At 37.8% G+C, this 23627-nt stretch carries 25 protein-coding genes and 1 rRNA gene; 25 read left to right on the forward strand and 1 reads right to left on the reverse strand.

From position 1 onward, the window contains the following. Positions 1–130: 130 nt before the first annotated feature. The 11 genes from rrf to rsmI all read left to right on the forward strand — a co-directional run bounded on the left by rrf (position 131) and on the right by rsmI (position 7824). Positions 131–246: ribosomal RNA gene (gene rrf, locus J0N78_RS24500) — 5S ribosomal RNA — on the forward strand. Positions 247–495: 249 nt separating this feature from the next. After that, positions 496–711, forward strand: a complete 216-nt coding sequence (locus tag J0N78_RS24505) for a sigma factor G inhibitor Gin (RefSeq protein ID WP_209125701.1) — start codon at positions 496–498, stop codon at positions 709–711. Positions 712–933: 222 nt separating this feature from the next. Further along, positions 934–2397 carry an aminotransferase class I/II-fold pyridoxal phosphate-dependent enzyme gene (locus J0N78_RS24510; protein ID WP_209125702.1) on the forward strand — a complete coding sequence of 488 codons (1464 nt, stop codon included), beginning with the start codon at positions 934–936 and terminating at the stop codon, positions 2395–2397. Next, positions 2394–3038, forward strand: coding sequence for a dTMP kinase (tmk, locus tag J0N78_RS24515; protein ID WP_209125703.1), 645 nt, complete (start codon positions 2394–2396; stop codon positions 3036–3038). Before J0N78_RS24510 ends, tmk begins: the two co-directional genes overlap by 4 nt. Before the next feature lie 15 nt (positions 3039–3053). Next, positions 3054–3383, forward strand: a complete 330-nt coding sequence (locus J0N78_RS24520) for a cyclic-di-AMP receptor (protein WP_209125704.1) — start codon at positions 3054–3056, stop codon at positions 3381–3383. A 20-nt stretch (positions 3384–3403) separates the two neighbouring features. Further along, entirely contained in the window at positions 3404–4390 is a 987-nt protein-coding gene (gene holB / locus J0N78_RS24525; RefSeq protein WP_209125705.1) for a DNA polymerase III subunit delta', read from the forward strand. A gap of 6 nt (positions 4391–4396) precedes the next feature. Next, positions 4397–5221 carry a PSP1 domain-containing protein gene (locus J0N78_RS24530; RefSeq protein ID WP_209125723.1) on the forward strand — a complete coding sequence of 275 codons (825 nt, stop codon included), beginning with the start codon at positions 4397–4399 and terminating at the stop codon, positions 5219–5221. A 13-nt stretch (positions 5222–5234) separates the two neighbouring features. Continuing rightward, positions 5235–5573 carry a DNA replication initiation control protein YabA gene (gene yabA, locus J0N78_RS24535; RefSeq protein ID WP_209125706.1) on the forward strand — a complete coding sequence of 113 codons (339 nt, stop codon included), beginning with the start codon at positions 5235–5237 and terminating at the stop codon, positions 5571–5573. Positions 5574–5968: 395 nt separating this feature from the next. Further along, a complete protein-coding gene (locus J0N78_RS24540; RefSeq protein WP_209125707.1) occupies positions 5969–6706 on the forward strand; it encodes a tRNA1(Val) (adenine(37)-N6)-methyltransferase in 738 nt (245 codons plus the stop codon). Further along, positions 6699–6977 (forward strand): GIY-YIG nuclease family protein, encoded by a 279-nt coding sequence (locus J0N78_RS24545; protein ID WP_209125708.1) that lies wholly within the window; start codon positions 6699–6701, stop codon positions 6975–6977. Before J0N78_RS24540 ends, J0N78_RS24545 begins: the two co-directional genes overlap by 8 nt. Beyond that, the gene (gene rsmI, locus J0N78_RS24550) at positions 6955–7824 is read left to right on the forward strand and encodes a 16S rRNA (cytidine(1402)-2'-O)-methyltransferase (protein ID WP_209125709.1); all 870 of its coding nucleotides are present in this window, start codon (positions 6955–6957) and stop codon (positions 7822–7824) included. The genes J0N78_RS24545 and rsmI overlap by 23 nt, the downstream gene beginning before the upstream one ends. 94 nt (positions 7825–7918) lie before the next feature. Here the strand turns inward: rsmI and J0N78_RS24555 are convergent, their stop codons facing one another. After that, entirely contained in the window at positions 7919–8206 is a 288-nt protein-coding gene (locus J0N78_RS24555) for a transition state genes transcriptional regulator AbrB (RefSeq protein WP_075388489.1), read from the reverse strand. A gap of 206 nt (positions 8207–8412) precedes the next feature. On the opposite strand from J0N78_RS24555, the gene J0N78_RS24560 reads away from it, so the two are divergent. From J0N78_RS24560 to spoVG, 14 genes are all read left to right on the forward strand, one after another. Next, the gene (locus J0N78_RS24560) at positions 8413–9378 is read left to right on the forward strand and encodes a DNA double-strand break repair nuclease NurA (RefSeq protein ID WP_209125710.1); all 966 of its coding nucleotides are present in this window, start codon (positions 8413–8415) and stop codon (positions 9376–9378) included. A 34-nt stretch (positions 9379–9412) separates the two neighbouring features. Further along, positions 9413–11245: an ATP-binding protein gene (locus tag J0N78_RS24565; RefSeq protein ID WP_209125711.1), complete on the forward strand. Its 1833-nt coding sequence runs from the start codon at positions 9413–9415 to the stop codon at positions 11243–11245. Positions 11246–11762: 517 nt separating this feature from the next. Next, complete coding sequence (gene metG / locus J0N78_RS24570; protein ID WP_209125712.1) at positions 11763–13754, forward strand: methionine--tRNA ligase; 1992 nt, start codon at positions 11763–11765, stop codon at positions 13752–13754. Between the two features lie 504 nt (positions 13755–14258). Next, positions 14259–15026, forward strand: a complete 768-nt coding sequence (locus J0N78_RS24575) for a TatD family hydrolase (protein ID WP_209125713.1) — start codon at positions 14259–14261, stop codon at positions 15024–15026. Positions 15027–15314: 288 nt separating this feature from the next. After that, positions 15315–16478 (forward strand): G5 and 3D domain-containing protein, encoded by a 1164-nt coding sequence (locus J0N78_RS24580; RefSeq protein ID WP_247747532.1) that lies wholly within the window; start codon positions 15315–15317, stop codon positions 16476–16478. 408 nt (positions 16479–16886) lie between these two features. After that, positions 16887–17444, forward strand: coding sequence for a ribonuclease M5 (gene rnmV / locus J0N78_RS24585; protein ID WP_209125715.1), 558 nt, complete (start codon positions 16887–16889; stop codon positions 17442–17444). Further along, a complete protein-coding gene (gene rsmA, locus J0N78_RS24590) occupies positions 17441–18316 on the forward strand; it encodes a 16S rRNA (adenine(1518)-N(6)/adenine(1519)-N(6))-dimethyltransferase RsmA (protein ID WP_247747533.1) in 876 nt (291 codons plus the stop codon). Before rnmV ends, rsmA begins: the two co-directional genes overlap by 4 nt. Before the next feature lie 138 nt (positions 18317–18454). Continuing rightward, a complete protein-coding gene (yabG, locus tag J0N78_RS24595) occupies positions 18455–19324 on the forward strand; it encodes a sporulation peptidase YabG (RefSeq protein ID WP_209125716.1) in 870 nt (289 codons plus the stop codon). 307 nt (positions 19325–19631) lie between these two features. Beyond that, a complete protein-coding gene (gene veg, locus J0N78_RS24600) occupies positions 19632–19895 on the forward strand; it encodes a biofilm formation stimulator Veg (protein WP_209125717.1) in 264 nt (87 codons plus the stop codon). Positions 19896–20020: 125 nt separating this feature from the next. Next, the gene (locus tag J0N78_RS24605; protein WP_209125718.1) at positions 20021–20206 is read left to right on the forward strand and encodes a small, acid-soluble spore protein, alpha/beta type; all 186 of its coding nucleotides are present in this window, start codon (positions 20021–20023) and stop codon (positions 20204–20206) included. Positions 20207–20386: 180 nt separating this feature from the next. After that, positions 20387–21256 carry a 4-(cytidine 5'-diphospho)-2-C-methyl-D-erythritol kinase gene (gene ispE, locus J0N78_RS24610; RefSeq protein ID WP_209125719.1) on the forward strand — a complete coding sequence of 290 codons (870 nt, stop codon included), beginning with the start codon at positions 20387–20389 and terminating at the stop codon, positions 21254–21256. A 62-nt stretch (positions 21257–21318) separates the two neighbouring features. Beyond that, complete coding sequence (gene purR, locus J0N78_RS24615) at positions 21319–22170, forward strand: pur operon repressor (RefSeq protein WP_209125720.1); 852 nt, start codon at positions 21319–21321, stop codon at positions 22168–22170. Then, on the forward strand, positions 22167–22541 hold the full coding sequence (gene ridA, locus J0N78_RS24620) for a 2-iminobutanoate/2-iminopropanoate deaminase (protein ID WP_209125721.1): 375 nt from the start codon (positions 22167–22169) through the stop codon (positions 22539–22541). Before purR ends, ridA begins: the two co-directional genes overlap by 4 nt. Before the next feature lie 401 nt (positions 22542–22942). After that, positions 22943–23233, forward strand: coding sequence for a septation regulator SpoVG (spoVG, locus tag J0N78_RS24625; RefSeq protein ID WP_209125722.1), 291 nt, complete (start codon positions 22943–22945; stop codon positions 23231–23233). Positions 23234–23627 lie beyond the last annotated feature (394 nt).

The following is a 23627-nucleotide window of genomic DNA, read 5'->3' on the forward strand; positions in this document are numbered from 1 at the left end:
CTCTCAATAATTTAAGCAAGAAATTTGAGGCGGCAAGTTCACGAGTAGCGGAGTGTACGTTTGAAGGGTACATGAGCAACACAGTGGACGCAGTCAACGAAGAAATTCGCAGTTTATCACAATTTTAGAGTCTAGTGGCGATAGCGAAGAGGCCACACCCGTTCCCATGCCGAACACGGAAGTTAAGCTCTTCAGCGCCGATGGTAGTTGGGGGCTTCCCCCTGTGAGAGTAGGACGTCGCTAGGCAAAAAGCACAATCCATGAGGGTTGTGCTTTTTTATACATAAAAAGGTAAATAAACTGTTGCTTGCCAAATCAAGACATACAGCAATTTTTCCATTTGTCAATAAAAATTTGTCACTTTCCGGATTAAGACAGACACGAACAGGAGATATGTAACATATAGTTAAGAATAGGTCTGGGCATAACTCCATTAAAATAAAAGAATATTTTTAAAAGTGTATATTTTTCAATCAACTTGTCCATTAATTTATAATGGGGGTGGTTGTAATCGAAAACGTAAACGTTTTGAACAAAAGTAAAAAGCAGTGTGTGATATGTGAGCAAAAAAAGAGTGAAGGAATTCATTTGTTTGAACATTTTATATGTGAAGATTGTGAAAGGCAAATTGTGATTACGGATCCCAATGATTTGTACTATCATTACTATTTAAAGAAATTAAGAAAGATAAAACTACCTACGAATAATTAAAAGAGGCTGACTCAAGTAATGTGTCAAACACTCCAAGTACGATTTTAGCTGCTAGTCATATTTAGGCTAAATTACCGTATTAGTTGAGGGGAAAGACACGTATGAGTCAGTCTTTTAATATTTAAATTAATCTATGCAGCTTTTTATGTAGTTTCAGAAGCATGATTGTATGAAATGCTTTATAATAGAAATCAAATCAAATGTTACTGAAGGAATGGGTTTATGTTAAACCAACGTATGACACCACTTTATTCAAAAGTCATTGAACATGCTAGAGAAAATCCTCATTCATTTCATGTTCCTGGACATAAATGGGGGCGCGTTTTTCCTCAATTCGCCAAAGAGACATATGAATCAGTCTTAAGGTTGGATGCCACCGAAATCGCGGGGCTAGATGATTTACATGATGCTCAATTTGTAATAAAAGAAGCACAGCAGTTGTTAGCGAATGTTTATGGAGCAAACACATCTTATTTTCTAGTGGGTGGTTCAACCGTTGGAAACTTAGCAATGCTATGTTCAGTTTGTTCAAAAAATGACATCATTCTTGTGCAAAGGGATAGTCACAAATCGGTGATCAATGGCATACAATTAGCACAAGCAGAAGCTATTTATCTAGCACCTGACTATGATGAGAAAACAGGTTTATCTATAGGTATAGGGTTAGCAACCGTAAAAGAAGCACTGAATTCTTATCCAAATGCTAAAGCAATCTTTTTAACGAATCCGAGTTATTACGGCGTCACTATTGATTTACGAGAAATTATAGAATATGCACATACACTAGGTATGCCAGTTCTCGTAGATGAAGCACACGGTGCGCACTTTGGCGTGGGGGACGGGTTTCCTCGATCTGCTATTTCGCAAGGTGCAGATCTTGTCGTTCAATCTGCACATAAAACATTGCCAGCAATGACAATGGGTTCTTATTTACACTTTAATAGTTCGTTTGTTTCAAAGAAAACAATAGAGTTCTATTTGCAAACATTACAGTCAAGTAGCCCATCGTATCCAATTATGGCTTCATTAGATTTAGCGAGGCATTATATGGCAAACCTTAAGGAAGATGAAGTACTTAGCATACTAGAAAGTAGTAGGAAATTTCGTGCCCAATTAAAAGAAATTCCGCAGATTACTGTCGTTGAATTAGATGAAACTGTAAACTCTACGGTAGATCCATTAAAGGTTACTATACGAACAAAATGTGAACTAACTGGAATCGACATTCAAGGTTTACTTGAAGACAAAGGCCTTTTTGTAGAGTTAGCAAATGAGGAATATTTACTCCTTGTGTTACCACTCGCACCATTTCATCAATCTGAGCAAATTGTTTCGTTAATTAGATCAGTGTTGAAGCCTTATAAGCCAATTGATAGAAAGATTGGTGAAAAAAAGATAGGCATTCAAAAAATATCTTCTTTTCCCTTTAAAAAGGAAACGGTGGATCAATGTAAAATAGAATATATACCAATAGAGCAAGCAGTAGGCTATTTTATTGCCGAACAGATTATACCCTATCCTCCAGGAGTACCCTTACTTATCCCAGGGGAAATCATAACAAATGAAACAATTGAAACGCTATTGAAATTATTGGAGGCAGGAGCAAAATTTCAAGGCCACACGAATATCAAGCAAACAGGGCTTAAAGTTTTTACTATAGATGATAGAAAAGAGGACGAAAAATGAGAAAGGGTTTATTTATTACAGCAGAGGGTGGGGAAGGTGCTGGAAAAACGACGGTATTAAAAAAAGTATATGAAACCTTAGTCGATCAAGGCTATCGAGTCGTGATGACGAGAGAACCAGGCGGGATTAAAATATCAGAAGAAATCCGCTCAATTATATTAAATCAAGAGCATATAGGAATGGACGGGAGAACAGAAGTATTGCTTTATGCCGCAGCGAGACGTCAGCATTTAGTCGAGAAAATTATTCCAGCACTACAAGCAGGAAAAGTTGTTCTTTGCGACCGTTTTATTGATAGTAGTTTAGCTTACCAGGGCTTTGCTAGAGGCATTGGAATGGAAAATGTTCTTACGATTAATCAGTTCGCGATTGATAAATTTTGGCCTGATTTAACAATCTATTTTCGAGTGGATCCTAAAGTTGGATTAGCGAGGATTAAAAAAGATAAAAGTAGAGAAGTTAATCGTTTGGATAAAGAGAATGAAATATTTCATCAGAAAGTGTTAGAGGGATATGAACAACTAACAAAGATGTATAAAGATCGGATTCAAGTTGTCGATGCGAACCAATTATTTGATAATGTCTATTCTAGTACAATTCAAATGATCGAGCAACGATTGGAAACGTCTTATCAAACCTAAGGAGGTTGAAAGAGGATGAAACTGATTATAGCTGTTGTACAAGATAAGGACAGTAATCGTTTATCTGAAGCATTAGTAAAAACGGAATATAGAGCAACAAAGCTTGCAAGTACTGGTGGTTTTTTAAAGGCAGGAAATACAACTTTTTTAATCGGAATAGATGATGAAAATGTGGATGAAGTATTGGAAATCATTAAAGACAATTGTAAGAGTCGTGAACAGTTAGTTGCACCCATATCACCAATGGGTGGAAATGCAGATTCCTATGTACCTTATCCAGTTGAAGTACAAATCGGTGGGGCGACGGTGTTTGTTTTACCTGTCGAACAGTTTGAGCAATTTTAAAATGAAGGTGTTGGAGTTTAATGACATGGGAGCAGCTTAATCAAATTCAACATAAAGTTGTCCAAATTTTAACAAATAGTATCAATAAAAATCGTCTTACTCATGCCTATGTCTTTGAGGGAAGTAGAGGTACTGGTAAAATGGAAGTCGCATTACATCTCGGGAAAAGCTACTTTTGTAAGGAAAGAACAACACCTGAACCTTGTAATGATTGTCCTGATTGCAAACGAATTGCATCAGGGAATCATCCTGACCTTCATGTCATATCACCAGACGGACAGTCGATAAAAAAACAGCAAGTGGAGTCATTACGAACCGAATTTTCATACCGTGGGATGGAATCGAAGCAGAAGTTTTATATTATTAAGCACGCTGATAAAATGACACCTAGTGCTGCGAATAGTTTACTAAAGTTCCTTGAAGAACCTGAAGCACCTACGATTGCTGTTCTTCTTACCGAACACTTACACCAAATGTTAAATACGATATTATCACGCAGTCAAATCCTTTCGTTTACGTCTCTTTCTAGTAAAGAAATGGAACAGTTGCTAGTGCAGGATGGCCTCTCGCACCCTGTTGCTAAAATTTTAAAGGAAATCACTTCCAATCTAGAAGATGCACGAAAGCTTTGTCAGGAAGACTGGATTGTACAAGCACGTCATGTAGTGTTACAATTAACGGAAGAGATCTATTCTCGCCCACAGCAAATGTTCTTTACTTTACAAGATAAATGGCTTACACATTTTAAAGGAAAAGAAGAGCTTGGGTTAGGAATTGATTTATTGCTCTTATGGTATAGAGATTTATTATACACACAGCTTGGAGAAAAAGACGGTCTGATCTATGTTGACCAGCTAGAACGCCTTGACCACCAAGCGCTTTATAGCTCACAAGAGAAAATTACAAGACAAATGTCGGCTATTTTTGATGCAAAGAGACATCTGAGTTCAAATGTAAATCCACAACTACTGATGGAGAGGCTTATGCTCAGATTACAGGAGGGATAGTTGATAGTGCATCATGTCGTAGGTGTTCGCTTTAAGAAAGCGGGTAAAATTTATTACTTTTCCCCTGGTGAATTCGACTTGCCTAAAGGTGAGTGGGTCATCGTTGAAACATCCAGAGGGGTTGAATATGGTAGGGTAGTCATTGAAAAAAAGGAAGTTGGAGATAACGATGTAGTCCTTCCGTTAAAGCAAGTTCTTCGTATTGCTGATGAAAAAGACAAGCTAATTGTTCATGAGAATAAAGAAGCAGCGAAGAAAGCTTTCAATGTTTGTCAAGAAAAAATAATAGAGCATCAACTAGATATGAAGCTCGTTGATGTAGAGTATACGTTTGATCGGAACAAAGTGCTTTTTTATTTTACAGCTGATGGAAGAATTGACTTCCGCGAGCTAGTCAAAGACTTAGCCGCTATTTTTCGTACACGCATTGAGTTACGCCAAATTGGTGTGCGAGATGAAGCGAAAATGCTTGGTGGAATTGGTCCGTGTGGACGAGTCCTTTGCTGTTCTTCATTTCTAGGTGATTTTGAACCTGTTTCGATAAAAATGGCTAAAGATCAAAATCTGTCTTTAAATCCTGCCAAAATTTCAGGATTATGTGGTCGTCTTATGTGCTGTTTAAAATATGAAAATGATCATTATGAGTCTGCTAAACAATCTTTACCCGATATTGGGAAGGAAATTCAAACGCCTAATGGACGCGGGAGAGTAGTAGGGCTTAACATTTTAGAACGCATAATTCAAGTTGAGTTATACGAACAACAACGAATTGTAGAATTTACACTTGAAGAGCTTTTTGAAGAAACGGTTTCGACCCAAGTCAAAGAGTAATGAGGTGGGAAACTTGGATAAAAAGGAGATTTTCTCACAGGTTAGTTCGATAGAAGAGCGAATCGGTGGTTTGCACGATGAGCTTCGTGGCCTAAAGGAACAGCTTGCTTTTCTTATTGAGGAAAACCATTATTTAAAGTTAGAAAACGAAAACTTGAGAAAACGCCTCGATGAAACAGTAGAAGAAGAAGCAATTGAACAAAGAGATCCTACGAAAAAGAAACCTGTAGGTGAAGGATATGACAATTTAGCAAGACTATATCAAGAAGGGTTTCATATTTGTAGTACCGATTACGGTAGTATACGTAAAAGTGATTGTCTCTTTTGTTTATCATTTTTTAATCAAAAATAATCGATAACACGTATTGAGGATGACTCATAAGTGTCTGTTCTCCTTGTTTACACAATAGAGCTTTTGTATTTTTAGCCCTATTATTTGTAGGTGAGGCGTCTGATACTTTATCTTAGAGTCAGCCTCTTTTTTTTGACTCTTTTCTCAAAGATTGTTGCTTTTAGCTTTTGGACCGTAAGCCAAGCGGATGCTTGGCTCTTCACGCATAGCGTGAAGGTTTTGAAAATAAAAAAGCCGTTCAGACAAATGAATTTGTCTTGAAAAGGCTATTTTATTTTCAAAAAACGGTCCAAAAGCAACAAAGTTTACGAAACAGCCTTTTTTTTTGACACTTTTTATAGGTATGTAAAGGTTAGTGTACAATAGGATTAACGGGATATCATACGGAGGAAATCATGATTACAATACATAATAATGAAAGAATAGATTATTTACCAAATCGTTCATTACAAATCATTCAGGCTGATGATGTATTTTCGTTTTCAATCGATGCCGTATTACTGGCTAAATTTGTTTATGTTCCCATTCAAAAAGGGAAAATTATTGATTTATGTACGGGTAATGGTGTGATACCTTTAATGATCAGTACAAGAAGTAAAGCGGAAATTACCGGAGTTGAGCTTCAAGAGCGTTTATATGATATGGCGGTCCGTAGTTGCAAAATCAATGAACTCGTCGATAAAATTAAATATATTCATGCAGATATCAATGAACTCCCGAAAGAAATATTGGGTCAACAATATGATGTTGTCACTTGCAATCCTCCTTACTTTGAGAAAAAAGAATTATCCGACCGGAATGTTAACCCTCACTTTCAAATTGCTCGTCATGAAATTTATTGCACACTTGAAGATGTTATTCGCACGTGTGCCAAGTTAGTTCGGCAAAAAGGAAAAGTAGCTCTCGTTCACAGACCTGAACGGTTGACGGATATATTTGAAAATATGAGGAAATTCCGCATCGAACCGAAACGAATTCAGTTCGTACAACCGAAAGCTGATAAAGAAGCAAACATCGTTCTTATCGAAGGAATCAAGGATGGGAAGCCTGGGGTAAAGTGTTTGCCTTCTGTTGTCATTTATGAGGATGAAAAAACATATACAAAGGAGTTTCAAGCAATTTATTATGGGTAATCATTATGTGTATATGATCCGTTGTCAAGATGATTCGCTTTATACTGGATATACAACAGATGTCACGCGAAGAATCAAAATGCATGAAGAAGGAAAAGGGGCAAAATATACACGTGGAAAAGGACCATTTGTATTGGAATATTGTTGTGAATACGCGACCAAACAAGCAGCGATGAGATCTGAATACGCAATTAAACAACTTTCAAAAAGTGAGAAAGAGCGATTTATACAAGAAGGGAAGTTAAACGATGTGGCAGCAGAAAAGCTTTGAGGATAAAGAGAAGCTAGGAAACTTATATCTTGTTCCGACTCCGATAGGTAACCTAGAGGATATGACCTTTCGAGCGATACGAATTTTAAAAGAGGTCGACATAATAGCGGCTGAAGATACGAGACAAACGAAAAAATTATGCCTTCATTTTGAAATTGAAACAAAGCTCATTAGTTATCATGACCATAATAAACGAGGAAGTGGTGAAAAATTACTTCAAGTATTAAAAGAAGGGCGCGAAGTTGCTTTAGTCAGTGATGCAGGGACCCCAGCTATATCAGACCCAGGCTTTGAATTAGTTGTTGAATGCATTAATGCAGGCATTTCTGTTATACCTTTACCAGGAGCTAATGCGGCAATTACCGCTCTCATTGCATCAGGACTGGATACACAACACTTTTATTATTATGGATTTTTAAATCGACACAAAAAAGAGCGAAAAAAAGAACTAGAGCGTCTAAAAAATATTCAAGTACCAATCATATTTTATGAATCTCCTCATCGTTTAGAAGATATGTTAAATCATTTATTTGAACTATTTGGAGATAGGAAAATCGCGATTTGTCGTGAAATAACTAAGAGGTATGAAGAATTTATCCGGGGTACACTATCGGAAGTATTAGAATGGTGTCATGCTTCACAAGTAAGAGGAGAGTTTTGTATTATTGTAGATGGAGCAAGTGAAGTTATAAATGAAAATGAAGACGTATGGTGGTCTAATCTTACAATCAATGAACACGTCGAATATTATATTGAGAAACAGATGACTAGCAAAGAAGCGATAAAGGAAGTTGCCAAGGAAAGGCACGTACCGAAACGTGAGGTTTATGCAGAGTTTCACAAATAAAATAAAGAAGAGGATGACTCACAAGTGTCTTAACCCAAAACCGTTCAGGGATTTAACACCTTTTTTGTAAAGTCATCCTCATATTTATGTTTAATTATTTTTCAACTTTTTCTAAGTAGCTTGAAAGCTCATCGATAATTGCTTTAGCACCTTGTGGACTCAAGATAATTTTTCCATCAGCGATAGAAAGGTTATCGTCAGAAACTTCACCAGTAATTTGGCAAGTCATGTTAGGTTTGTATTTCTTTAAGATAATACGATCATTGTCAACATAAATTTCAAGTGCATCTTTTTCAGCGATATCAAGGGTACGGCGAAGTTCGATTGGAATAACTACGCGTCCTAATTCATCAACTTTACGAACAATACCTGTAGATTTCATGTTCTTTTCTCCTCCCAAAAATTGGTTATATTTTTAATATCGATGTCATTTTTCGACAAAATTCTTTATACACTAAGAATACCAGCGTTTCCAAAACAAGTCAATTGTATTTTGTCATAAAATTTTGCTTTTCATAGGAAGTTTTTACTAAATTATCGGAAAAAAGTTGTATAAGCAAGGGTTTTAAAGATGTGAGGTGATCGGATATGTTAGAAGTATCAAGTCAAATGATTCAAAAAATGACAAAAATTGATAGTAAACTACAATTGAAATATGGAAATAAACATAGCATAAATTCGACAATTCGACAAAAGTTATTCGACATAAATGGACATTTTCGACAAATGTCTGTAAGTGACGCTAGCATATTGTCGAATTGGATCGGTGAATTGCAAATTGCAGCTGTCGATGGCTCTGTCAATCAAACGAAGGGTGAATATCCTCATGTCATTTATTTTTTTCAAGCTTTAGCCCGAACGTTAAAAGGTAGTGAAAAGTGGGAGTTTGATATTTATACACCGCTATTAGAAGACTTAGGTGATGAAGAGATAGAAAATCAAAAGCGAATTCGTTCCAAACGAATGGCAGAGCTCGAGTTGATGGTCGCCAAAGCAATGATGGAAGAAAACAATATTAAAGTTATTCTGATGGATGGCTCTCTTACCCATTATGCAATCGATGCTCCGAGGCTTTGGCAAGAAGTTAAACAATTAGCGTTGATGAAGAATACACTTCTGATTGGAGTTACAGAAGAAGTAGGTACAAGCTTCTTATATCAAGAGTTAGATCTAGAATTTCATGAAGCACAGGGGCAGCAACTAGTCTATGATCGAGACTTACTATTTGGAGTATTAAAACAAGGTGAAATGCTTTTTATGGAAAATGTCCAACATAAGCCTAATGTGTATACGGCATGGCTTAGGCCATCTACCGATCCAGCCGTAATCGGTGTAGATATACTAATTGAACAAAGTGAAGAAATGGACCAAATTTGTGATTTTCTTTACTCAACCACACCTAGGGAAGGAAGAGGGATACCGTTGTTTCTTGATATGATCGATCGAGATGTACGCATATCCGATAAGTTAGTGGAAGCGTTAGTCGAACAATATATTCATCCAGAGCTGAAACAACGTTTATTGTCACCAAAACGCTTCGATCGATTATATTAGTTTACAGAATATGATTAAGAAGGGAGAGAGTGATATGCAAGTAGTCGGTATAACAACACAGCATGAAATTTATGTAGCTTCAAAAGAACATAAATTTAGGATAAACGAAATTTTACTTGTTGAGGATGAGTGGCTAGGGAATCCAAAAGGTGAAGTTGTTGAAACCTTTTCATACAATCGTTTTATTCCGATGGGTTTTGATAAAGGGATCGTTGATGCACAAGTCATTAAAACGTTAGAGCAGCTTGGGTATGATATTGGTGCAGATGAAATTAATCTTTCAAAAGTTAGGTTATTTGAAGAAGCGATTCAACCGATTCAAACGGGTGCATCCGTTCGAGCGCCTGAGTTCTCAGAGGTCAAACAATTTTTAGTAAAAGTTCAACCAGCAGAAGGATTAGTATTAGGTGAGATCCGTAGTACTGACCATATGGAGAATACCTTACCTTCGGAGTTAAAACAGTTAATGAAAATTCAGGAACAGGACATTGAACGTGACCAAAATGGGGTACCGTTTATTTTTGATATAAAAGCGATGCAGCAATATCCACATATTGGCGTTTTTGGCGGTTCAGGGTCTGGAAAATCATTTGGGTTACGGGTAATGTTGGAAGAAATCATGAAGCAATCGATTCCTACGGTCGTTTTTGATCCCCATTTCGAAATGAATTTTACTCAGTTGGCAAATGGTGTGAACGGAGTAGATTTTAGTAGTAAGTTTGTTTCTGTACAAATTGGTAAAGATGTTGGCGTCGATTTCAGTTCTTTAACGATAAGGGATATAGAACGTTTACTTGGGGCGGCTGGTGCGTTAACTGAATCAATGGTGAACGTCATTCAAAGTGTACATAAACGAAAGGATAGTTATCAATCATTTAGTGACCGAATTGCAAATCTTGTGGACGCTTTAGAGTTAGGAAAGCAAAAAGTGGAGGCATTTATTTATGATGGAAATGGGCTGTCTCGTGAGCAAATAGAACAGTATGATACGTATCAGAAATTATTAAATCAATTTGGCAGTTTACCGTTATCATCAGTTAGAGGAATTCAGTGGCGTTTAAACCGTCTCTACCAAGCAGGGTTATTTCAACATAATATACGAGCGATTGAACAAGGACTAAGTAACGGGAAACTAGTAGTCATTCAAGGTTCAGTGTGGCTATTACAAGTGTTTTCAAGCTATGTCATTGGTGCACTTTATATGAAACGAAGAACATATAAAGATGCTAAGCTTCAAAATGAACAAGGTACATTTTTTCCGCCTTTTATCGTTGTAACTGATGAAGCTCATAATTTCGCACCTAAGGGATTTGATGCTCCAGCAAAAGGTGTTCTTAAAGAAATTGCTCAAGAAGGTCGGAAATATGGGGTGTTTCTTATTTTTGCAACTCAACGTCCGACATTACTCGATGAAACGATTACTGCACAATTGAACTCGAAATTTGTTTTCCGTACAGTTCGTGGAACAGATATTCAAACGATTAAGGAAGAAACGGATTTAACTCAAGAAGAAGGGAAACGACTTCCATATTTACGTTCTGGGGATGTATTTGTTTCTTCTGCTATTTTTGGAAGAACGATCGCGATTCGTATTCGTCTTTCGGATACGACAAGTCCCCACGTGTTAAATCCTTTTGATGAATTAAAAGTGATGAACGACCAAAGTGATGATAATTTGTTAAAAGTGCTAGATCACCTCCTTCCATTATCAGAAACCGCATTGATGCGTCATATGGATGAAATCAATGAGCGACTTAGGAAAAAATGGGATGTCACTCAATTAAAAATGGAGTTAGAACAGTTAGCAGAAAAAAAGAAACTCAAAAAAGTGAAGAATCCATTTGCGACGATTTATGATCGCCCTTGACATTGATCCTTAAAGTTAGGTATATTTTTTGGTGAGATGTGGAAGTACTTATAGACGTAGAATACAAATTTTTTCGGATAAAATTATATCACTTCCGATGAACGGATGAGTATAATAGGCAGACTATTTTAGCAGATGCTAATGACAGAGAGCTGGGATGGCTGAGAACCAGTATAGTCACTTATTAGAAGATGGTCCAGTGAGGAATTGCTTTCGAGTTAGTAGGATCGGTAGGAACTAATAAGGGAGCAACGCACTCTAGCGTTACTAGAGAAGTCAATCGACTTATTGAGCCTATTCTTGTGAAAGAATGGGGAAATAGGGTGGTACCACGTGAGTTCGCTCTCGTCCCTTACCGGATGAGGGCTTTTTTATGTTCAGCTCCTTTCCTAGAACGATTAAAAGAAGAGCCTTCAACTTATTTTAATTTTAAAAAAGGGTAAACACAAGTCTTTTCTCTTTAACAAAGCAAATGAACAGATCAATGTACAATTAACCAAGAGTGGAGGAAGTAGTAATGAGTGAACAAAAAACATTTTATATTACAACACCAATCTATTATCCAAGTGACAAGCTGCATATTGGTCATGCTTACACGACAGTAGCGGGTGATGCAATGGCCCGTTATAAGCGTCTACGTGGCTATGATGTCATGTATTTAACAGGTACAGATGAGCATGGTCAAAAAATTGAACGAAAAGCTGCAGAAAAAGGGGTATCTCCACAGCAATTTGTCGATGAAATTGTCAGTGGTATTCAAGATCTGTGGAAAAAATTAGACATTTCTTATGATGATTTTATTCGTACGACGGAGGTCCGTCATAAAGAGGTTGTTGCTAAAATATTCGAACAACTACTTGCTCAAGGTGATATTTATTTAGATGAGTACGAAGGCTGGTACTCAATACCTGATGAAACCTTTTATACCGAACATCAACTCGTTGACCCGATTATAGAAGATGGAAAAGTAGTTGGTGGGAAAAGCCCTGATAGTGGACATCCTGTAGAAAAGGTTCGCGAACAATCCTACTTTTTTAGAATGAGTAAGTATGCCGATCGTTTGCTGAAGTTTTATGAAGAAAACCCGCAATTTATTCAACCGGAATCACGAAAAAACGAAATGATTAACAATTTTATTAAGCCAGGCTTAGAGGATTTAGCAGTATCTCGTACATCATTTGAGTGGGGAGTAAAAATTCCGAGTAATCCAAAACATGTTGTGTATGTTTGGATCGATGCCCTTTCCAATTATATTACAGCTCTAGGCTATGGACATGAGAATGAAGAAAAATATGAGAAATACTGGCCTGCTGATGTCCACCTTGTTGGGAAAGAAATCGTTCGCTTTCATACGATTTACTGGCCAATTATGTTAATGGCGCTTGATTTACCCCTTCCGAAAAAAGTGTTTGGACATGGCTGGTTACTAATGAAGGACGGCAAAATGTCGAAATCCAAAGGTAATGTCGTTGATCCAGTACCACTGATTGACCGCTTCGGACTAGATGCGCTCAGATACTACTTATTGAGAGAAGTACCATTTGGTGCAGATGGGGTATTTACACCTGAAAGCTTCGTAGAACGGGTGAATTACGATTTAGCCAATGACCTAGGTAATTTACTTAATCGGACAGTTGCAATGATTAATAAGTACTTTGATGGCAAGCTTCCAGCCTACGTAAAAGACGGAACACCTTTTGATGCAAGCCTTGTCGAACTTATCGATGTGACGGTGGAAAAAGTCGAAAATGCGATGGAGGATATGGAGTTTTCAGTAGCGTTATCAGCAATTTGGCAGCTTGTCAGTCGTACGAACAAGTACATTGATGAGACACAGCCTTGGGTGTTAGCAAAGAATGAAGACGAAAACGAAAAGCTAGAAGCTGTCATGTATCATCTAGCGGAATCCTTACGCTACGTTTCTATTCTCATCCAACCATTTATGACGGAAACGCCGAAAAAGATCTGGCAGCAACTGGGTTTACATGAAGAGGTAACGACGTGGGATTCTCTTCAATCTTTTGGTCAGATACCAAAAGGAACAACAGTAGCTAAAGGTGAACCGATTTTTCCTCGTCTTGATGTGGAAGAAGAAGTAAAATATATCGTTGAAAAAATGGGTGGTGCATTAAAAAAAGACGAGCCTCAGCCAAAAGCAAAACCGGTAGAAGTCGAAGAACCATTAGAAGAAATAAATATTGATGATTTTATGAAAGTGGATTTACGAGTGGCTGAAGTGATTAAAGCAGAACCAGTGAAAAAGGCAGATAAATTATTAAAGATTCAGCTAGACCTCGGGTATGAGCAAAGACAAGTCGTTTCTGGTATAGCGAAATACTATTCTCCAGAAGAGCTTGTCGGTCGAAAAGTAATTTGTGTAACGAACTTAAAGCCGATTAAGCTTCGCGGTGAACTGTCTAAGGGAATGATTTTAGCTGCTTCTGAAGGAGACCAGCTTACTCTTGCTGCAGTTGATCAGTCCATGCCAAATGGATCGAAAGTAAAGTAATTGATAAAAATAAAGGACAGGGGTAAGCGTACCGTAGCTTACTCTTTTCCCTTTATAGAATAAGGATGTCTAGCTTCAGCGCCCACCGATATCGAGACTTCCTTCACCTCCGTAGAATAAGTCAACATCGACTCACTAACGAACGCCCGAGTTTTCTTTATCTCCTGCGGCCGAATAGTCACTCAACTGGAGTTAGACCGATATATTTGAAATTAGACCGATATAACTGGAGTTAGACCGATATATTTGAAATTAGACCGATATAACTGGAGTTAGACCGATATATTTGAAATTAGACTGAAATATCTGGAGTTAGACTGATATAACCTTGAGTTAAAACTGATATACCAGAAAATAGACCGACACATCGTGGTAAGGCTCATATCAAAATTAACATTTTATTTTTTGGGGGTTAAAACCAACAGTAATTCCATCGCATGAGGAAGGTATCTTTTGTCGTTAAAGAACAAAAAATATATAAATATAAAATAAGAGGGTGATAAAGTGTTATTTGATACGCATGTCCACCTAAACGCGGATCAATTTCTAGAAGATAGAGACGAAGTAATTAAGCGAGCCCAAGAAGAAGGCGTGACTCACATGGTTGTTGTTGGCTTTGATGAGAAAACGATTCACGGCGCTTTAGAGATTGCTGAAAAAAATGAGAATATCTATGCAGCGTTAGGCTGGCACCCTGTTGATGCGATTGATATGACTGAAAAACACTTAGAATGGCTCGAACAACTAGCCCAGCATCCGAAAGTTGTAGCTCTAGGTGAAATGGGTTTAGATTACCACTGGGATAAATCCCCTAAAGAAGTACAAAAAGAAGTTTTCCGAAAGCAAATTCGCTTAGCTAAAAAAGTAAATCTACCGATTATTATTCATAATCGTGAAGCAAGTCAAGATATTGTCGATATATTAAAAGAAGAAGAGGCAGATCAAGTCGGTGGAATTATGCATTGCTTTAGTGGAAGTTTAGAAATTGCAAAGGCATGTCTAGCTATGAATTTTCATATTTCATTTGGTGGACCGGTTACATTTAAAAATGCAAAAAAGCCAAAGGAAGTAGCTACAGAAGTGCCGTTGGATCGTTTGTTAATTGAAACCGACTGTCCATACTTAGCCCCACATCCTTATCGTGGAAAACGTAATGAACCTGCTTACGTTAAGCTTGTAGCAGAGCAGATTGCAGAGTTAAAAGGCATGACGGTTGAAGAATTAGCAAAACAAACGACGGAAAACGCTAATAAATTATTTAACATAATGTGATAAAAGACAATGTCGAATCATTAGAGAGCTTGTCTAAATACCCTTTTGTTCGTATTAGTTCTACACCGAAGTCGACATGCATACATTGAACTTGTCGATAAGTTTTTGTTTCCATTATTGGTGTTTTTGTGGATAATAGATGTTATGAAGGAAACAAGCTAACAATAGACTAGTTGACAAAGGGAGGTGAAGTGTTTATAATTCGTACCTTGAGAAGGGGGAAGATTAAACATGGAACCCAGTAGGATAAGCTCGCTTTTTTCAAACCTAAGTTTTGGAAAAAAGCTGATGATTTCTATACTAAGTTTTGTCCTAGTTATCGGGACAATGAGCTTTGCAATCTATGAAACAACGAAAGCGAGTGTAACGATAACGGCAGATGATGAAGAAATCGCAATACGAACTCATGCAAATACAGTAGCTGAAGTAATGGAAGAACTTGGGTATGAAGTAGGCGAGTATGATGAGTTAGAGCCAGCGATGGATGAAAAAATTACAGGAAATATGTCCATAAGTTGGAAGGTTGCAAAAGAAATAAATATGGTTATAAATGGTGATGAACAGCAGGTATGGACGACTGCTGAAAATGTTGAAGATTTAGTATCCGAATTACAACTTACAGTGAAAGAACATGATAAAATTAGTCCTAGCTTAACTACAGAAATCCAACCTGAAATGAATGTTACGTATGAATCTGCTTTTATGGTAAGAGTCAAAAGTGACGGAGAAGAACATGAGGTATGGACAACTTCGACTACTGTCGCTGACTTTTTAGAAAGAGAATCAATTACCCTAGGTGAGCTGGATCGTGTTGAACCAGCTTTAGATGAAAAACTGAATGGTGAAGAAGATATAAAGGTAGTCAGAGTAGAAAAAGTCACCGATGTGGTGGAAGAATCAGTAGCGTATGCAACGGTAACCAAAAAGGATAGTTCGTTGCAAAAAGGAAAAGAAAAAGTCGTTGAGTCAGGACAAAAGGGACTTGTCGAAAAACATTATGAAGTAGTACTGGAAGACGGCAAGGAAGTGTCAAGAGAACTAATTAAGACAGAAACGACGAAAGAAAGTAAGGATCGTATCGTTGCAGTAGGTACACGGGTACCTACACCAACAGTGTCACGCGGGAGCAGTCCTTCTACTAGCCAAACTTCAACCTCTAGTGGTAGAACAATGACGGTTACAGCAACAGCTTATACAGCGAATTGTACCGGTTGTAGCGGGATTACAGCGACGGGTATAAATTTAAAAAATAACCGGAACATGAAAGTGATTGCTGTTGATCCGAATGTCATTCCGTTAGGATCTAAAGTTTATGTTGAAGGCTATGGTACGGCTATCGCAGGTGATACAGGCGGTGCTATTCGTGGAAGAAAGATAGACGTTCATGTACCAACAAAGTCAGATGCTTATCGTTGGGGCAATAGAACGGTTAAAATTACGATTTTAGATTAATGGCTTAGCACAGAGTGTTCTCTGTGCTTTTCTTATTGGCTAATGTTCGCTATTCTCGATTTTACGGATTTTACCTGAGTGTGGGCTTTCTATATCGTGTTTAGCTATAACCTAGCTCCATTGAGGTCAAAAACACGTAGTTAGTAAATAGATTAATTTTTCAAGTAGAATACTATCCTTAAAATAATCTTTATTTGTCTTTTATATATTGATGTCTAGCTCCAGCGCCCAGCGTCTAGTGGACTTCGCTCTGCTTCTACGATAAGTCAACATCGGCTCGTTACCTCGCCGTGTATCCTTTATCTCGTGCGAAGAGACTCCAGTCCATACGCCGCTAAGCGGGCGCTTGCGCTTTTCTTATTAGACGTTCTATACTATAAAAAGTTTCATTTTTCCGGAGGATTTTTTATGAAAATTAAAGAAGTGATCGTTGTTGAAGGGAGAGATGACACCGTTGCTATTCAACGGGCTGTTCATGCAGATACAATTGAAACGAATGGTTCTGCGATTGGAGAAGCAGTTATCCATCGAATTCAACTAGCTCAAGCTCGTAGAGGTGTTATTATTTTAACAGACCCTGATTATCCTGGAGAACGGATCAGGCACATTGTTAGCCAACGTGTTCCAGGATGTAAACATGCATTTTTACCAAAGAGTGATGCAATATCGAAAAGTGGAAATGACTTAGGAGTTGAAAATGCAACACCCGAAGCGATCCGATTAGCTTTAGCAAATGTGAAACAAGAATTTGCCAACCCACAGGAAGAAATTTCGTGGCAAGACTTAGTAGATGGCGGGTTAATTGGAGGCAGTCAGTCGAGAGAGCGAAGAGAGCGGATCGGCGCTATTTTAAAAATTGGCTATGCGAATGGTAAACAGTTACATAAACGACTTCATGTTTTTCAAATTACAAAAGAAGAATTTTCACAAGCGTTACAACAAGTGCTTGAGGAGGAAAGTAAATGATTAAAGATATTGCCACACCAATTCGGACAAGGGCCATTTTAGAAAAATATAAATTTTCATTTAAGAAAAGTTTAGGACAAAATTTTTTGATCGACTTAAACATTCTCAGTCGGATCGTTGATGCAGCGGGAATCGATGATTCGATTGGAGCAATTGAAATTGGTCCAGGAATTGGGGCATTAACAGAGCAATTAGCGAAACGTGCGGATAAAGTCGTTGCCTTTGAAATTGACCAACGCTTACTTCCAGTTCTAGCTGATACGCTGTCACCTTACGACAACGTGAAAGTGATTCATTCTGATGTGTTAAAAGCAGACGTGAAGCAGGTCATTAACGAGGAGTTTAAAGATGAGCAAGAGATTATGGTCGTTGCTAATCTTCCGTATTACGTAACGACACCAATTCTAATGAAGCTGTTAGAAGAGAAGTTACCGATTAAGCGAATTGTCGTGATGATCCAAAAAGAAGTAGCTGAGCGAATTGCAGCGCGTCCTGGATCAAAGGAGTATGGCTCGTTGTCTATTGCTGCCCAATATTATGCACATGCTGAAACGGTGTTTACGGTACCTAAAACGGTATTTGTCCCGCAACCAAATGTAGATTCAGCTGTTTTAAGATTAACGATTCGAGATGTACCACCTGTTGAAGTTGATGATGAGATGTTCTTTTTTCAAGTCATCAGAGCTAGCTTTGCTCAACGTAGAAAAACGATATTTAATAATTTGACTCATCATTTCGGAAAAGACCGAAAAGAAACGATAGAGTTAGCGTTACAGACTGCAGATGTCGATCCAAAACGCCGAGGTGAAACGTTATCCATCGAAGAGTTTGCACGACTCAGTAATGAAATAACTAGATCGTTTAAAGGCTAATGTAATCAGAACGGATCGTATGTAAATTATACGTGAGCACCGCAAGAATGTAACTGATGAAGAATTCGCCGCTTATCAAACTCTGAAGCACTCTTTCACTCCTTCTCACATAGGCTAATTGGTGAGGAGGAGTTTTTTATGAAGTTGAAAGTCGGACAGATTGTAGGCCGGAAGTCATATCAATGCGATATTTTATTTCGGATTTCTTCGATAAATGAAAACGTTGCAGAGTTGTATGGAGAAGATATACGACTCGTGGCTGATGCACCATTAGATGATTTAGTTATTATATCTGAAAGCGAACATAAACAACGAAAAAAAGTAGAAAAAGAAAAAGAGGATAGTTGCTATTACCTGTTTCGACAAGATAGCCGAGTCATTAAAAAACGAGGCGACTATGAGGCGACATCTGGATACAGTACCGAACCTTCTTATTTTGAAATTCGAGGGCGAGTTCTCCATATTGATGGAGACTCGATGTATTTAAGAAAATGTATGGAGCTTTATGAAAAACTCGGTGTGCCTGTCTATGGGGTGCATGTCGTAGAAAAAGAAATGCCTCATCAAATTGATTCTCTCTTAGAAATGGTACAACCCGATATTTTAGTTGTAACGGGTCATGATGCATATTTAAAATCGAGGGGAAATCAAAAAGATATTAAAGGATATCGGCATTCAAAATATTTTGCTGAGACCGTTAGAGCCGCACGTAAAAGAACTCCTAATCTTGATGATCTCGTCATTTTTGCTGGTGCATGTCAATCTCACTTTGAAACGTTAATTAAAGCTGGAGCCAACTATGCCAGTTCCCCTGAACGAATTAATATCCATGCATTAGACCCCGTGTATATTGTTGCTAAAATAAGCCTAACTCCGTTTATGGACCGCGTAAATGTATGGGAAGTATTAAAAAATACGATAACTGGAGAACGAGGACTAGGAGGGATTGAAACGAAGGGTTTTATGAGAAGGGGCATGCCTATATCTGAATATGATGAAGACCATTGAGGGTATGTCGAAAAGTGTCTACGCTCCTCGTCTATATGATTTATGATTTCTGTAGAAGTTTTTCATCTACAAATGATCGCATCTGAGGCGCGAGACACTTTGTTTTTGCTTAAATTTTAAGAAATACATACATATATTTAGAAAAAAGAGGAATAATACGATTGTTTACAGCTTATAGGAACAAAAAAAGTGACGTGTCAAATATATATCATTGACAAAATTCTTGTCTAATTGATATAATTTTAAATTTATTTGACAAAAAATGTTGTAACGTGTATACTATTGTATAGTGAGGTGGGGTGTTTAAATGGCGAAAACGTTGCTGGATATTAAACGTGAACTGGATGAAAATGTTGGAAAACGGATTGCGATTAAGGCAAATGGTGGAAGACGAAAAACCATTGAACGGACAGGCTTTTTAGAGGAAACATATCCATCTGTATTTATTATTAAACTCGATGAACAGCAAAATGCATTCGAACGAGTATCGTATAGTTATGCAGATATCTTAACGGAGACAGTAGAACTTACGGTTTTTGAAGAAGAAAAAAGCCAATCTGTACAAGTGTAATGGTTTGAATATTATAATATATAAATTAGCTTTCTGGTGGATATCAGAGAGCTATATTTATGTCTAAATAGAGTCATAATAAAAATGTCTTACCATCTACTTAGACATAAAGGAGTTGTTTTACCATGAGCAGAAGACGAGGAATCATGTCTGAACGCTTTAAGGAAGAGTTAGCGAAAGAACTTGGCTTCTACGATGTTGTCCAAAAAGAAGGTTGGGGAGGCATTCGCGCTCGAGATGCAGGGAATATGGTAAAAAAAGCTATTGAAATTGCAGAAAAGCAATTGGTAGTTAAAAAACAACAGGACTAGATGGGAGACAGCCGGAGCATTTGCTTCGGCTTTATTTATTTTACTGAATTAGAAATACTCATCACCTGTTGCTGGTTTTTAAAGTAATTTTTCTTTTTAGATGAATTTGGCATTTCGTGTTTGTAAATGGTAAAATAACCTAAGTGTTTGGAATTCGGTCAAGGGTAGAAGGTGGATTAGGTGGAATTAAAAGTATCGGTAAAAGCGCCTGCTAAAATTAATTTAACATTGGACGTTCTTAGAAAAAGAGATGACGGATACCATGAGGTAGAAATGATTATGACGACTGTTGACTTAGCAGATCGGATTGACCTTATACATTTAGAGGAAGATCGAATCGTCGTTGATGTATCAGAAGGATATGTTCCGAATGATGAACGGAATCTTGCTTACCAGGCAGCTAAAATACTTAAAGAACGGTATAGCATCAATAAAGGTGTTTCTATATACATAACTAAGAATATACCTGTTGCAGCTGGACTTGCTGGCGGTAGTAGCGATGCTGCTGCGACATTAAGAGGGCTTAATGAATTATGGAAGTTAAATCTTTCGCTAGATGAGTTGGCGAGAGTTGGTACTGAGATCGGATCTGATGTCGCTTTTTGCGTTTATGGTGGAACCGCTTTAGCGACCGGTAGAGGCGAAATTATTAAAAAAATTTCCTCCCCTCCACCTTGTTGGGTTGTACTAGCGAAGCCACCAATAGGTGTTTCTACTGCTGAAGTATACGGGAAACTTAAAGTCAATCAAATAACCCACCCAAATACTCAAGCGATGTTGAAGGCGATTGAGGAAAAAGACTTCACAAAAATATGTGCACAGCTTCATAACGTTTTAGAAGAAGTTACCTTCAATACTTATCCTGAAGTTAAGCATATAAAGGCGCAAATGGAGAGATTTGGGGCAGATGGAGTGTTAATGAGTGGAAGTGGTCCGACGGTTTTCGGTCTCATTCAAAAAGAATCACGCTTAAATCGAATATACAATGGTCTACGAGGTTTTTGTAGCAATGTATACGCCGTTCGGCTAATCAGTCAACACCACTCTTGATAAAAACCGTACAAAAGTGTAATATTTATTTATAAATATTCGGATTTTGGTTGGAGGGTGCAATGAAAAAGCTAAGAAGAAGTGGTAGACTAGTCGATATGACTAACTACTTGTTACAAAACCCACATAAACTTATTTCGTTAACTCACTTTTCCGAACGGTATCAATCGGCAAAGTCTTCGATTAGTGAAGATTTAGGGATTGTTAAAGAGATATTTGAAGAACAAGGTATTGGCTCTTTACTCACCATACCTGGGGCAAGTGGTGGCGTGAAATATATGCCTATGGTAACCACCGGTCAAGCTGAGGAATATATAGCAGAGTTAAATACCCAATTATCAAAAGCAGATCGGCTACTACCTGGTGGTTATTTGTATATGATGGATGTATTAGGTCAACCAAGGATCATGAACAATATTGGTCGGCTGTTCGCTGCAGTATATGGAAATGATAAAATTGATGCTGTCATGACTGTAGCGACAAAAGGGATTCCGTTGGCTTATGCTGTAGGAAGTCACTTAGATGTTCCAGTAAGCATTGTTCGTAGAGATCATCGTGTTACAGAAGGTTCAATGGTCAGTATTAATTATGTTTCAGGTTCTACAAAGCGTATCCAGACGATGTCATTGGCTCGAAGAAGTCTTTCGCCAGGTTCAAATGTCCTCATCATCGACGACTTTATGAAAGCCGGAGGGACTGTCCGAGGAATGATGGATTTACTGGGCGAGTTCCAGGCTAATGTTATTGGTATCGGAGTTCTCGTTGAATCAGATGGTGAAGAAGAACGCCTAGTTGAAGAGTATATTTCGATTTCAAAGCTATCAGAAGTTAATGTGCGCGAAAAAGAAATCATAGTTCAACCAGGGAATTATTTAAGTAAATTGCAAGAGCGTATGAAGGAGGAAATGAAATGAAAACAGTACACACAAGTGATGCACCACAAGCGATTGGACCATACTCACAAGGTATTATTGTAAACAATATGTTTTATAGTTCTGGTCAAATTCCTTTAACTGCAAGCGGGGATCTTGTTACAGGAGATGTACAAGAGCAAACTCATCAAGTATTTAAAAATTTAAAAGCAGTCCTTGAAGCTGCAGGTGCTTCTTTAGAAACTGTAGTGAAAGCAACGGTCTTTATTAAAAATATGGATGACTTCCCACTTTTAAATGAAGTGTATGGCGAATATTTTAACTCTCACAAACCAGCTCGTTCTTGTGTTGAAGTAGCTCGTCTTCCTAAAGATGTATTAGTTGAAATCGAAGTAATTGCTCTAGTAAAATAATTTAAACAAGAAGGAAGCTGGCTGAATATAACAGGAACAGGGTGGAACTAGCGCAAGAAAGCTTTATAAGCCTTTAGAGACGGAAATCACATTGGTTTCCTCTCTTTTTTTATACTAATAAAATTGGTACTTATTATCCGTTTTATCAGTTTTTTGTAAATAAAGAAGGGATGTAGATAAACAGCAGAGAATGATTTGGTAGTGAGACACCTAAACCTTAAAAACAGTAACTCATCTCTCGAAATAGGATTTGGTATTGAATTCCGTAATAAATTTGAACATTTTGTGAACAAATATGTAAAATTCGAAAAAAATTATAATTTTCTTACAGAAAAAAAGGAAATGAAGAGGAAATGGCGAAATGATTAGGTGATTTACATTGAAAAAAGGTGGTGACATTCATGGAAGTGACAGATGTGAGACTACGCCGTGTCAACACGGAGGGACGTATGAGAGCTATTGCTTCAATTACGATTGATAATGAATTTGTTGTACATGATATTCGTGTAATTGATGGCAATAATGGACTGTTTGTTGCAATGCCAAGTAAAAGAACTCCAGATGGGGAGTTTCGTGACATTGCTCATCCAATTTCTTCACAAACTCGCGAAAAAATTCAATCTGCTGTTCTTGCTGAATATGAGCGAGCAGGTGAAGCTGAGGGAGTCGAATACGAAGAAGCTGGTGCTTAAACATATGTTTAGATAGAGGCTGACTCAAATAAAGCAGACGATGGTCGTCTTATAGATGTTAAGTATTTTAGCATCTATACATCTTGACCGAGTAGAGGCTTTGTGAGTCAGTCTCTTTTGATTCAAGAATAAGAAAGTTTAAATTTCGAGGATGTCTAGCTACAGGTGTCATCGGCTCGAGGTCGCTTCGGTCCATCAAACGTGTCTAAAAGTCAAGACACTAATTACTGGTCCTCCAGCGCTTGTCGCCGATAAGCAGACACCTTCCGCTTTTCTTGTCTAGCTTCAGCGCCCAGCGTCTAGTGGACTTCGCTCCCCCTCCTTACGATAAGTCAACATCGCATCGCTTTCGCTCTGCGTGTTTCCTTTATCTCATACGGTGGGGCTCCAGTCC

This window comes from Alkalihalobacillus sp. BA299, from assembly GCF_017745675.1.
Classification (GTDB): Bacteria; Bacillota; Bacilli; order Bacillales; family Bacillaceae_F; genus Alkalihalobacterium.